Source organism: Brachyspira sp. G79 (assembly GCF_002379365.1).
In the GTDB taxonomy this organism is placed as follows: domain Bacteria; phylum Spirochaetota; class Brachyspiria; order Brachyspirales; family Brachyspiraceae; genus Brachyspira.
Genome location: NZ_JQIU01000008.1, coordinates 1,095,481 through 1,109,688, shown reverse-complemented (window position 1 = coordinate 1,109,688; position 14,208 = coordinate 1,095,481). Strand labels below are relative to the sequence as shown.

General features: G+C 26.4%; 10 protein-coding genes and 1 pseudogene. All 11 read left to right on the top strand.

Features of this window, described 5'->3' with window-relative positions:
• The coding region (locus tag KQ44_RS14900; RefSeq protein WP_240516515.1) for a UvrD-helicase domain-containing protein at nt 1-293 on the top strand (293 nt) is incomplete at its 5' end.
• A 16-nt stretch (nt 294-309) separates the two neighbouring features.
• A complete protein-coding gene (locus tag KQ44_RS06280; protein WP_240516514.1) occupies nt 310-2,346 on the top strand; it encodes a 3'-5' exonuclease in 2,037 nt (678 codons plus the stop codon).
• Between the two features lie 229 nt (nt 2,347-2,575).
• Entirely contained in the window at nt 2,576-3,292 is a 717-nt protein-coding gene (locus KQ44_RS06275) for a tetratricopeptide repeat protein (protein ID WP_096736701.1), read from the top strand.
• The gene (dprA, locus tag KQ44_RS06270; protein WP_096736700.1) at nt 3,289-4,557 is read left to right on the top strand and encodes a DNA-processing protein DprA; all 1,269 of its coding nucleotides are present in this window, start codon (nt 3,289-3,291) and stop codon (nt 4,555-4,557) included. Before KQ44_RS06275 ends, dprA begins: the two co-directional genes overlap by 4 nt.
• A gap of 44 nt (nt 4,558-4,601) precedes the next feature.
• A complete protein-coding gene (topA, locus tag KQ44_RS06265; RefSeq protein ID WP_096736699.1) occupies nt 4,602-6,752 on the top strand; it encodes a type I DNA topoisomerase in 2,151 nt (716 codons plus the stop codon).
• Entirely contained in the window at nt 6,698-7,642 is a 945-nt protein-coding gene (locus KQ44_RS06260) for an N-acetylmuramoyl-L-alanine amidase (protein WP_096736698.1), read from the top strand. The genes topA and KQ44_RS06260 overlap by 55 nt, the downstream gene beginning before the upstream one ends.
• 24 nt (nt 7,643-7,666) lie before the next feature.
• Nucleotides 7,667-9,025, top strand: a complete 1,359-nt coding sequence (locus KQ44_RS06255) for an AAA family ATPase (protein ID WP_096736697.1) — start codon at nt 7,667-7,669, stop codon at nt 9,023-9,025.
• Nucleotides 9,022-9,627 (top strand): hypothetical protein, encoded by a 606-nt coding sequence (locus KQ44_RS06250; RefSeq protein ID WP_096736696.1) that lies wholly within the window; start codon nt 9,022-9,024, stop codon nt 9,625-9,627. Before KQ44_RS06255 ends, KQ44_RS06250 begins: the two co-directional genes overlap by 4 nt.
• A 121-nt stretch (nt 9,628-9,748) precedes the next feature.
• Complete coding sequence (locus KQ44_RS06245) at nt 9,749-11,134, top strand: MATE family efflux transporter (protein WP_096736695.1); 1,386 nt, start codon at nt 9,749-9,751, stop codon at nt 11,132-11,134.
• Nucleotides 11,135-11,342: 208 nt separating this feature from the next.
• Nucleotides 11,343-13,277, top strand: coding sequence for a methyl-accepting chemotaxis protein (locus KQ44_RS06240; protein ID WP_096736694.1), 1,935 nt, complete (start codon nt 11,343-11,345; stop codon nt 13,275-13,277).
• A 258-nt stretch (nt 13,278-13,535) separates the two neighbouring features.
• Nucleotides 13,536-14,208, top strand: a pseudogene (locus tag KQ44_RS06235) (chemotaxis protein); the annotation flags it as partial.

Genomic DNA, 14,208 nt, shown 5'->3' with positions numbered 1-14,208 from the left:
TGTATAAAGCTATAGAGGCACTAGAAGATAAGAATATATCAGATAGAATAAGAGATAATATTTCTACTTTGATACTAGATGAAGCACAGGATACAAGCTATCTTCAATTTTCTTTTATAAATTTGATAGTATTTGGAAAAAAAGATATAACTCCTAATGATAAAAATCAAAAAAAATTAATGATAGTGGGGGATAAAAAGCAGTCTATATACAGATTTAGAAATGCTAATTTTAGGGCATTTATTGAGGCTAAAAATAATTTTAATAACTATGTGAAATATCTAAAAAAATAATTATAGAAGCAATTCTATGTTAATAGAGTTTTTTAATGACTTTTTTGAAAACGTAGTATTTAAAGGTGATGATATAGATTATATAGAAGAAGATAATCTTCAATATAATAAAGAATCCAAAGATAAATCAGTGTCCCTTCTTATACTAAACAGAAATATAGAAAGCGAAAATATAGATTTAAATATAGAAAAAAGAACAGAATTAGAATCCTATTCAATAGCAAAATACATAAAAAAATATTATGATAATAACTATAAAAATGTTGTAATACTTCTTCAGACATTTAATAGATTAAATGTATACTTAAAGGCATTATCCGATTTTCAAATACCTTATTATATTGACGGCGGAAATGGTTTTTATGAAAGAGAAGAGATTGTTTTAATAAAAACATTTTTGGAATATTTAATACTTAGAGATCATGCCAAATTGCCTTCACTTCTTAGAAGCGAATTATTTGATATAGATATAAGCAATTTATCAGACTTTTTATTCAGCTTATTTATAAACGGACTTGATATTAATGATTATTTTCCAAAACATATAGATAATGAAGATAATTATAAAAAAATATTAGAAATAGCTTCTTCAAAAAGTTATTATTCTCAGTTAAAAGATGCAAAAGAGCTTTTAAACTCCATAGAGAGCAAAGTATCTATGCTAAATGCTTCGGATATAATAGAGACTATATGTATTGATACAAACTTTTATAATTATTTAATGACTATGGAAGATGCCGAGCTTTCATATGCCAATATAGAAAAATTAAAAAAAATAGCTGATGAGTTTGAAAATCAGACGGGTAATAATGTTTATGATTTTGTATTAAATTTGCAAAATGCTGGAGGAAATGAAGCCTATTCTTCAATACCTAAACTATCAGTGGATGCTGTAAAGATTATGACTATACATAAATCTAAGGGATTGGAATTTGAAAATGTATTTTTAGCTGGAATGGGGCATTATATGTCTCCTAAATATAAAGATTTTGATTTTATAGAAGATTATCCTTTTATAAGACTTCCAGTATATGAAAAAAATAAATATTATACATTAGATTTTTCATTCTTTGATAAAAGTTATAATGCTGAAAGTGAAGAGTCAGAAAAAAGAAGACTTTTTTATGTAGCTTTAACACGTGCTTCTAACAATTTAATACTTTCAGGAGAGTACTCAAAAGGAAAGAGCTACATGTCTTATATTAATAATTATATTTCTTATGACGCTAAAAAACATCATACGGATATAAAAAGCGAAGAAAATGATGATTTTGTAATGGAAAATAGTTTGGAGAATAAATTTATTAATTCATACTTATATGGAATTGCTTTTGAGCCTCAAAATACAGCTAATAATACAGAAGCTGATATAGAAGATATGTTTCAAAAAATGGAAAGTATAAGAGAAAATAAAAATGAATTAAAAGCAAAGACTATATCAAATATTATGCCTTCTTTGAGAAACAAGTATGATAATCATTATAGTTATTTTGATATATCAGGTCTTCTTGACAGGAAAATATTAGAGCTTGAGAATTATATAAATAATGATGAGGAAGATTATGATGATGAAAATGTATCATTTATATCATTTAAAGATTTGGGTATTATAATACATAAAACACTTGAACATTTTGATTATAATAAATATATTAAAGAGAAAGATTTATATTTAGAAAAAGTAAAAACATTTGTATTAAAAAGCAATATTCAATATAATCAAAAACAGCTATCTGATAGTTTAGATACGGCATTTAAAAGATTGTTTGAAAATGAACATATAAGTAATATATTAAAAGGCGATGAAGAGATAATATCAAGAGAGCATACATTTCAGGATTATGACGGAGAATATAGGACTACTGGAAAGATTGATATTATAACTAAAAATAAAAATGGAGAGTATTTTATTTTAGACTATAAAGTATCCAAGTTCAGTGAAGAGAATATAAACTTTTATAAGCCTCAATTAGAAAGCTATAAATATATGTTTCAAAAGACTTTTAATATAGATGAAAGTAAAATAAATACTGGTATTATATTCTTGAAATAGATATGTCTTTTTATATAAAAAAGCATAATTTATAATTTTTATATATTTGCAGTGTTTTAAATTTAATAAAAGTTTAAATAACTCTTAATATAAGGTGAATAATATATAAATACAGTATTTTTGTATATTATCTTTACATATTTTTATCAATTATATTCTATTATATTAATAATTTTCTTTACTTTTTTCTATTATAATGTATATATTATAATTATAAGGAAAAGAATTAATGAAAAAAACTTTAAAATATTTTTTATTATTAATAATTTGTTTTGTATTAATGATATCATGCAATACTCAGGTTTTTCAAAACAGGTTTAAATTAAATAAAGCATATTCTCTGTATGAAAAAGGAAAAAATGCTGATGATGATAAAGCCTTGCTTGATATAACTTCTACGTATAATGATATTATTAATCAAAAAATATATGCTCAAGACAGACTTGCAGCGGTATACCGAACATTAGCGGAGAGAAGTCTAGTAAAGGAGCAGTACGGCTATTCCGCAAAATATTTTTCTGAAGCATTAAAAATACTTCCTAACAGTCCTTATTTAAGATACGGTCTTGGTATATCTTATGCTAATTTGGCAGATAGTGCAGATACTGAAGATAAAAAGACAAATTTTTTACAAAGAGCTGAAAATAATATTAATTTTGCTATTAGTAAAGACCCTAATAATGCAAACTACTATGCTGCTTTGGCATCTTTGAAAGGCTTGCAGCAAAATGATTATGAAGCAGCATTTGAAAATATAAAAAAAGCAGTTGAGATAAATCCTAATAACGTAGACTATTTATTTATATTAGCTAGAATACAATACAGCAGAGGTAATTATAATGAAGCAGTAGCAGCATATAGGAAAATATCAAATATTGCATCTGAAAATAATATAAAACAAACTGCATTAAATAATATTAATCAAATAATAGGACAGCAAAATTGAGTAAAGATAATAATGATATAAAAACATATTTGATTGCCTTAAATCAAATTGATAAAGTTGGGGATAAAAGAATATCTGAGCTTATTAATCATTATGAATCTGTAGAAAATATATTTGAAGATAAAGAAGAAAATATAAAGAACTTGCTGGAAAAGAGATTCAAATCTCAAATAGGAATGTTCAATAAAAATGAAATATTAGACAAAGCAAATGAAATAGTAAATAAATCAAAAGATTACGGTATAGGTATATTAAGTTTATTTGATGAAGAATATCCTTTTAACTTAAAACAAATAGATAATCCTCCTTATATACTTTATTATAAAGGAGATTTAAAAAAGTTAAGAAGAAATGCAGTGGCAATGGTAGGAACAAGAGAGCCTACTAATGAAAGCCGTAAATATTCTTTTGAACTTGCTAGTAAATTATCTTCTTTAAATATTACTGTAGTATCTGGAATGGCTAAAGGTGTGGACAGAGAGGCACATCTTGGGGCTATATCATCACTTGTTAATACTGCTGCTGTTTTGGGTAATGGAATAGATACAGTTTATCCTTCTGAAAACTTAAAGATATATAATAAATTAATAGAAAAAGGAATAATAGTAAGCGAATTTGAAATAGGAAGAAAACCAGATAGAATGAATTTCCCTAGAAGAAACAGAATAATATCAGGTCTTTCATATGCTGTTGTTATGGTTGAAGCTGCAAGCAAGTCTGGGGCTTTGATAACAGTTGATTATGCTCTTAATCAGGGAAGAGATGTTTATATAGCTCCTTATGATGAGAAAAATAATGCTTATTTCGGTAATCATAAACTATATAAAGACGGTGCTAAAATAGCTTATGGTGTACAGGATATATTAGAGGATTTTGATTCTATATTTTCAAATGATGATGATTATGTGAAAATGAAATTAAAATACTTTGAAGGCGGAGATATAAGTGGTAAGTCTAAAGATGAAAATAAAGATAAAAAAGAGAATAAAAAACATAAAGAGCATAAAGAACAAACTTTAGAAATTAATAAAAAACATGATAAGAAAGTTAAAGGAAAAAATAATGAACTTATCAGCAGTTTGAATGATGATGAAACTTCACTTTATAATATAATAAAAAAATCTGATAAAATACATATAGATGATATAGTAGAAGAGAGCAATATAAAAGTGCATACAGCAGCAGCTATTTTAATGCAGCTTGAGATTAAAGGTGTTATAAAGCAGTTATCTGGAAAATTTTATACTATAGAAAATAGAAATTAATTAATTATATATAACTTTTTTAGGATATTAAAGGAGATTTAACTATGTCTGATACAACAGAAGCAAAAGTAAAAAAAACAGCAAGCAGAAAATCTAAGGATAAAAAAGAGGCTAAAAAGAAAAAACTTGTTATCGTAGAGTCTCCTGCAAAAGCTAAAACTATTAACAGATACTTAGGCTCTGATTATCTTGTAATGTCATCAATGGGGCATTTAATAGATTTGCCTAGAAGCAGACTTGCTATAGATGTTGATCATGGTTTTGAACCAGAATATATTACAATAAGAGGAAGAGCAAAAATATTAAATGATTTAAAAAAAGAAGCTAAAAAGGCAGAAGAAGTTTTACTAGCAGCCGACGATGATAGAGAGGGAGAGAGTATTGCTTGGCATATAGGAAATAAAATAAGAGGTGTTAATTCTGCTGTACCTATAAAAAGAATAGTTTTTCATGAGATAACTAAGGATGCATTAAAAGAGGCTATTGACCAGCCTAGAGACATAGATATTTCAAAGGTAAATGCCCAAAAGGCAAGAAGAGTATTAGACAGACTTATTGGTTATAATCTTAGCCCTTTGCTTTGGGATAAGATAAAAAGAGGACTTTCAGCTGGACGTGTTCAGAATGTTGCTCTCCTTATCATATGCAACAGAGAAGATGAAATTGAAACTTTTGTACCAGTGGAATACTGGACATTTGGAGTATTTTTAAAGCATAAAAATAAAGAGTTTTTAGCAGACCTTCAAAAATATAAAGGTGAAAAACCAGATTTAAAAACAAAACAAGATGTTGAAGATATAATGGAACACCTTAAAGATAAAACATATACTGTTTCAAGCATAGAGGTAAAAGACAGGCTACGAAACCCAACAGCTCCATATACTACAAGTAAACTTCAGCAGGCAGCAAGCAGTGCATTAGGATACAGTGCTTCAAAAACTATGCAGGTAGCTCAGTCACTTTATGAAGGAGTGGATATAGCAGGAGAGGCAACAGGTTTAATAACTTATATGCGTACTGATAGTGTAAGAATATCTCCAGTAGCACAGGAACAGGCAAGAGAGTTTATAGGAAAAGAGTATGGAAATAATTATTTGCCTCCAGAGCCTCCTACATATTCTGTAAAAAAGAATGCTCAGGATGCACACGAAGCTATAAGACCTACTAATGTATTTTTAACTCCAGACAGCATTAAAGAATATTTAAAAACAGATCAATATAAACTCTACAAACTTATATGGGAGAGATTTGTATCTTCTCAAATGCTTCCAGCCAAAATGAAAAATACAAGAGCAATTATAACAGCAGGCGACTGTGAGTTTTCATTATCCTCATCAAAAATAGAGTTTGACGGATTTATGAAAGTTCTTACAATAGATAAAGAAGATAAAGAAAAAGCTTCAAAAATGCCTAATTTGTCAAAAGATGATGTATGTGATTTTGTAGAAAATAATCCGCAGCAGCATTTTACAACACCTCCTCCTAGATATACAGATGCTTCGCTTGTTAAAATACTGGAAGAATCAGGCATAGGAAGACCTTCTACTTATGCTCCTACTATCAAAACTATTATATCAAGGCATTATGTACAGAGAAAGGGTAAGCAATTAGTACCTACAGAATTAGGTAAATTGGTTAATGAACTTATAAGCGAAAACTTCCCAGAGCTTGTTAATATCAATTTTACAGCTGACATGGAAAGTAAACTTGATAAAATAGAAGACGATAATATAGAATGGAATAATATATTAAAAGAATTCTATCCTCATTTTTTGGATACATTGAAAACAGCTACTGAAAATATTAACAATATGAAAGACTTTTTCAATGAAGAAACAGACTTTGTATGTGAGAAATGCGGTAAGAAGATGATTAAGCGTTTGGGAAGATATGGGTATTTTATTGCTTGTTCTGGATTTCCTGAATGCAAAAATACTAAAGGTATATCATTCGGTGTTTGTCCTAAATGCGGAGGTGATATAACTTTAAAACGTTCAAAGAGAGGAAGAGAATTCTACGGCTGTTCCAATTATCCTAAATGCGATTTTGTAAGCTGGGATAAACCTCTTCAAGAGCCTTGTCCTAAATGCGGAGGACTTATGGTTGAGAAGAATATTAAAAACAAAGGATTGTTTAAAGTTTGTATCAAGGAAGAATGCGGTTATTCAGAGGAGATAAAAGAAGACGAAGAATAACATTAATTTTTATTTTGGTATTAATTCTATTTAATACATGCTTTTTATACAGTCAGAATAATGATAAAATAAAATTAAACAATTTAAATATAAAGCCTGAAGATTTAAAAAATGCTTTTAATCCTGCTGTAAATAAGTTTAATGAAAAAACTATATCTACCATCATAATAGACCCAGGACATGGCGGAAAGGACCCAGGAGCCATTGGAGTAAATAAATTATATGAAAAAAATATAGTTCTTTCTTTTTCATTAGAATTAAAAGAAGAATTAGAAGAGTTGCTGCCTGATGTAAAAATAGTTTTAACACGTACTAATGACATATATCCTACACTTGAAGAGCGTTTTAAAATAGCAAATGAGGCTGCCAAAATAAATACTGATAAATCCAAAAATGCATTATTTGTAAGTGTGCATGCCAATGCATCATTTAGTACAAGTGCCAGAGGTTTTGAGGCTTATTTTGTAAGTGCTCAGGAATCTAGCGAATATGCTAGGGCAGTATCTATGTTTGAAAATAATGCTTTGGTGAAGTTTGATAATATAGATACTTCAAGATACGAAAATGATTCCTCGCAGATAACGCATAATTATATGCTTATAGAACAGTATCAAAAAGAAAGCCGATTATTAGCTGAATCAATTACAGATGAAGTGCTTAAAGTATCTGGAGTAGCAAGAAGAACTAAACCAGTACAGAATGCTTTATTTTATGTATTAAAAGGTGCTATTATGCCTTCTACTTTAATAGAGTTAGGTTTTATTACCAATCCAGAAGACGCTAAACTTATGAATACTAAAGAGACAAGGCTAAAAATGGTAAAAGCTACTGCTGACGGTATAAAAAAATATATAGAACTCTTTGAAAAGACTAAAGGTTTTACAAAATAATTTAATATATAATTTGGAATTAGCATGGAACTTCAATTAAGAAATATAGGAATGATAAAAGGGGCTGATATCATATTGGACGGACTTACTTTGATAGCAGGAGAAAATGATACTGGAAAAAGTACAGTAGGAAAGGCTTTATATGCTGTAGTTGCTGGCTTGAATAATGCACATAAATATCATGATTTAGATAATAGAACTGATATAATTATTAATTCAATAATGATAAATAATAATTTAGAAAATGCTGTTCTAATAAAATTAAAAGACAAAAATTCTAAAATATATACTATATATAAAAAAGAACAAAATAATTATGATAATATTAATGATTTTATAAGTAATTATATTAGAAATTTTTTTGATGAAGATATTAAAGATAGGAATAATTTTAAAATATTTTGTGATAAATTAAAAGAATACGAATTATATGATTATTTAGAAGAATATATTAATAAATTAGAAACGTTATTAAATAATAATATACCTGATTATAAAATAAAATATTCTGGTATAAAAAATCAAATAGAGTTAGAATTTATTGATTCAATTCACTCTTTTAATACAGAAAAATCAAATATATCAATACTTGATGATGACAATAATAAAATTATAGATATTAATATAGAAAATAATAAAATTGATGAAAGTGTTGGAATTGGTAATATTGAGCAGAAAGATATTACATATATAGAAAGTCCGTTTATTTTTTATTTTAAAGATGTTTTTGATAGATATGAGCATTATTTTGGTAGTGTAGTTGATGAACTTGAAATAAAACGCCGTAAATCAAGATTTATTAATTCCGCACTTTTAAATCGTATCGATAATTTATTCATTAAGTTAACATATAATAAAACAATAAATAAAAATAATACTATTTCAAATTATATAAACTCAATCGTTGGAGGAGTTGTAGAATATAATAAATTAAATAGTAAATTATTATTTAAAAGAAATAATAACTATATAGAACTTTCAAATACAGCAGTTGGTATAAAATCTTTTGCTATAATAGATTTGCTTCTTAAATCTGGTGTTTTTAATGATAAGCATATTTTGATACTTGATGAGCCTGAAGTGCATTTACACCCAAAATGGCAGATTGAATATGCTAAACTTATGGTTAAAATGGCTGAAGAATTAGATATACAAATTTTAATCAATTCTCATAGTCCTTATTTTATAGAGGCTATACAAAAGTATTCTGAAAAGTCAGAAAAAATTGCTGATAAAACGAACTTTTATTTAAGCGAAAAACAAGATGATGGTTATGCTGTAATAAAAAATGTTAATGATGATATAGAAAGCATATACAAGACTTTGGCTGATGCTTACAGAAAATTAGATGAAGATACATTATGGAACGAAACTAAAAAATGACATCAGAACAAATAATAACTATCACAAATCAACTAAATTACATACTAAATACAGATTTTAATAATTGTAAAGATAAAATATCTGAAGTATGCAAAGATACTTATAGAAATATAAGTAAAATAATTTCAGATATAGAAGTTTTTGATTTTGATAAAATAACTCTTAATATAAAAAAGAATAACAGACCAAAATCAGCTGACATGATACATATACAGGATAATATAATATATTTAATAGAATTTAAAAATATATCTTTATTAATAAATTCAGCAAGCAGTAAAGACTTTAAGCAAAAATTAAAAAATGAAATAAAATTAAAAGGTATAGAAAGTTTAATAACAATACATAAAATAATTAATAAAATGATAGATGAAAGTATTAAATTCAATTCCATTTTGGATTTAAATATATATTATTATTTAATAGCAAATGAAGATCAGGAAAACAATATTTCAGAAAATAAAGAAAATAGAAGTAGGGTTAATATGAATGAGGATTGTGCAAGATTGACAACAGATTATAAAAACCGTTATTTCAAAGATATAAAAATTTCTACTTTTGAAAGTTTTGAGAAATATTTTATTAGTAAATATTTTAATTAAAAAATAATTTTATAATATAATTTCATCAAAAAATGAATAAATCATATTGACAAATATATAATTAGTTATATATTACTTCACGTTTTTATTTACTAGACTAATGTTTTTTAGAGATTATATTATGGATTCTATTAATAAAAAGAAAACACTTTTCGGGAATTTTGACTTTTATAAATTATGCATATCCATTGCAGTACCAGTAATGCTTCAGCAGCTTATAATGGGTATGGTATCATTAATAGATAATTTTATGGTGGCAGAACTTGGAGATATAAAAATGGCTGCTGTAAATGTATCTAATCAATTAAACTTTATATATCTTGTTATACTTAATACCTGTTATGGAGCAGGCGGTATATATATGGCTCAGAATAACGGAGCTGATAATAAAGAAGGTATGCAGCAGGCTTTTAGATTTAAAGTTATACTTCCGCTTGTTATTTCTATTATCTATATGGTATTAATGCTTATTAACCCTGAAATATTTATGCGTTTGATGACTAGAGGAAATACTTCTCAGGAAGCTATACTTGTATCAAGCACAAAATATATGACTATAATAGCTTTTACATTTATACCAATATCTATATCGGGTGCTATAGGCTCTTCATACAGAGAAATAGGAAAACCGCATATACCGCTTATAATATCTGTTATAGCTACATTATGCAATACTCTTGGAAATTATATATTAATATACGGTAATTTTGGAGCTCCAAGACTAGAAGAGAGAGGGGCTGCTATTGCTACACTTATAGCAAGAATAATAGAGATGATACTATTCATAGCTTATATAAAACTCCATAAAGAGAAGTTTTATGTGAGAACTAGAGAAATTTTAAAAGTAAAATTAAATGTATTTTATTCTATGCTTAAAAAATCTAGCTTGATATTTTTAAGTGAGATAAGCTGGGGATTAAGCGAGATGTTTATGACAGCACTTTATAACAGCAGGGGAGGGGCTGAAACTGTAGCGGGTATGGCTTCTGGTTTTACAATAGCCAATATATTTTATCTTGTTTTTCAAGGTGTATTTGTTTCTACTATGGTTGTAGTAGGAGGTACACTCGGAAGAGGAGAGCTTGAGGATGCAAGAAATAAGGCAAGATGGATTATGAATGGTGCTATTATAGCTGGTTTGATTGTAGGGCTTGTGCAGATGTCATCAACTTTACTTATACCTGTAATATTTTCAAAACTTACTGCTGATGCTCAAATGATTACTAGAAATTTAGTAATATTAATAGCATGTTATATGCCAGTATGGACTTATATTAATTCTCAGTTTGCAGTTTCTAGGGCTGGAGGTGATACAGTGTTTGGTTTTGCTGTGGATGTACCAGTATCTTTGTTTATGTTTGCTCCTTTGGCTTTGGTACTAGCTAAATTTACTTCTGTAGGTCCTGTTGCTATGTTTGGTATAGCAAAATTAACCGATTTTGCTAAAATTACAATAGGGGTGATAATGCTTAAGAGAGAAAGATGGGTTAGAAAACTTACTGAATAGCAAATTTTTACTGGTATTTCAAAATTGATGATAAAAACATACAGTATATAGTATTAAAAATTGCATCATACAAAGTAAATACTTAATAAACTAATTCCGATTATATAAACGATATTTTATTTTTTAGTTAATTTTATTTTTTTCATACTTTTAATATCTTAAAATTAACTTATAATATATTGTAAATTGATTTAATTGTAGAGGATTTATGAATTACAATTTTTCTCTTATAACATTAGAATTAGGAATTCCAGTTATAGCAACTATTATATCTATTGTAGGTATAATATTATATGCTTATATATATTTTCAATTATATGAAGAAACACAGGCTATTATATTGTCTTTAGGTTTTTTATGTTTTATATTTTCTGCTTTGGAGGCATTAAATATAATAATATCATTATATAGCCCTAATCACCCATTAGCATTAAATTTATATAAATTTGAGCAATTGGCATTATCTCTTACCATTATTCCTTGGCTTTCATATATAAGGACTCAGCTTGAATTAAGTGATAGATTCCATTTTGTATTGGATAAGCTTTATGTGGCAATTGTGTTTATATTTATATTGTTATCAGCCATAGCATTATTATATCCTCAGGCTTTTATATCTTCTAGTGATCCTATAACTACTTTAAATGAGACTATGAGACGCAGTATAAAAAGCAGAGGAGAATTGGGTCCTGTGTATGTTTTCAGGGATTTTGTATTTACAATATATTGTTTTGTTATTATATGTTCTTTTATATATGAAATGACAGTAAATAAAAAAGTTAAGAAAAATATACATTTACTTGTATTGATATCACTAATATCTTTAGCATTTTTTGATGATTTTAATGGTGTTTCAATATATAGTCAATATTCAAGTAATTTCTTATTTTTCCCAAGTTTAACTTTTTCAAGAATTACATTAGTATATGCTATATTTAATATCATAATGATATATTTTTCTGTAAGCAGATTCATTTCAGCGATACATAAAAAAACTACTCAGTCTTATGATTTAGAAAGCATAAAAGCTCAGGATTCTATTATTATTAATACAGCAATAAATACTTCTGAAAAATTGTCAGAACTAAAAGATAATTTTGCTGATTCTGTTAATAATTTGGTAAGCAGAGTAGAAAATACATATTCTACAATAAATAATTTAAAGAATGATATAAATAAAGTAATAGAATATACTAATGAGTTTATAACAATAGAAAATTTCCAAATTAATGACGGGAAAATAAATGTAGATAAAATTAATGAATTGGTAGAAACTTACCCTAATTTGCAAATGTCTGTAGAATTGCAGAAAAAGGCACTTGAAGAATCAAATTTAAAACTGCAGGAATCTGTAGAAAAAATATATAAGCTTCAGTCAGAAAGCAGAGATATAGTAAGTTTATTTGAAGATTTCCAAAAAAAGTTGGAGGAAGAAAAAAATAATTTTATTAGAGAGTTTAGCAAATCAGAATCTTTTAATCAATTAAGTTTCCAAATTAATAGAATTATTTCTTTTATGACTAATATGTCTGATAAAACTAAAACTCTTGCCATAAACTCAAGTATACAGGCTTCAAAGGCAGGAGAATGGTATAATAACTTTTCTGTAGTATCTAAAGAGGTAACAGAATTGGTATCTGAAACTTCTGATGCCACAAATAATATGCAAAAACTATTGTTTCAAATAGAGGATATATTTAAAAAGTTTAATTATTCAAGCAATAATATTACAAATAATGTATCTTTACTTATAGAAGAAATGAAAAATCATTATGATAGACTTAATAAGTTTAATAAAAATATGGAAAAACAAAATGATTACAATATGAATATAATAAAAAATACTGATAAGATGTATAGTTCTATATCAAACATGACTAATATTATAGTTAATGAGGAGAATGATTTTCTTAATATAAAAGGCAAAATAGAAGAGATTAATGATTATATAATGGATATATCTGAAAAAGCATATATAGAAAATAATGAAGTAAAAAATCTTATGAGAGATATGAATAAATTATTGGCTACTTCTAATGATTTAGAATCTGTTACGAGCAAACTTAATGATGAGATGAAAAGATTCTTAGAATATACTAATGATTTAGAAGATAAAGTTGATGAATATTCTAAAGTAATGTAAAAGGAATAGATATGAATATATTATCAAATTTAATATTAGGATATAATATAACGATACTCAAATTGTTAGTACCTATTATTGGTATTTCTTTAATGTCAGTATTTATTATGTTGTATCTTTTGCTTTCTATCAAAACGAAAAAAGGCTATATATATTACTATTTCTGTTACACTTACATTTATACTTATTTATAATATTATATCTCTGATTATAATATTTTTTGAGCTGTACGGCATTAATAAAACGGCTGCTTTAAATATGTATACTATAAATAATGTACTGATACTGATTGCTGTAATGCTTATGCCTATAAATACAAAGAGTTTTATATCTGGAAATAAAACTTTATCAAATTTGAATAATGCGGTATTTGTAATAGGTATAGTTTTATCTGTTGTATTAATAGTTTTTACGATAGTATATCCAAGCAGATTTTTGTTAGTTAATATTAATTATTATGATTCTTCAAGTGTATCATATTTCTTAAGACCTAGAGGTCTGTTTTTCTTATTAAGATCTTATATTATTTTATTCATATTTTTTGTAATGTTTATATCTGCTTTATCAGATATGATAATGAATTATAATTATAAAGTAAATGTTCCTATGATTATAGCTAATACAATATCATTAATTTTAGTAGTAAGATATTTATATGTAGATAGAACTTTAAATGGGCTTGATTTTGATAGAATAGGTCTTGCTATAATAATATCATCTTCTTTCAGATCTATATCAATATTTTCTTCATTTGCCAAAAATGCTCTTGATTCCATAAAGAAAGAAAGTATATTAAATAATAAACTTCATCTTAATTTGAGAACTTTAAATAATATAGACAAAATATCAGAGGAATTAAATAATATAGATAAAAATTTGATGGATACCTCTATGTTTGTATTTGAAATAGATAAAGAAACTAAAGATGCTT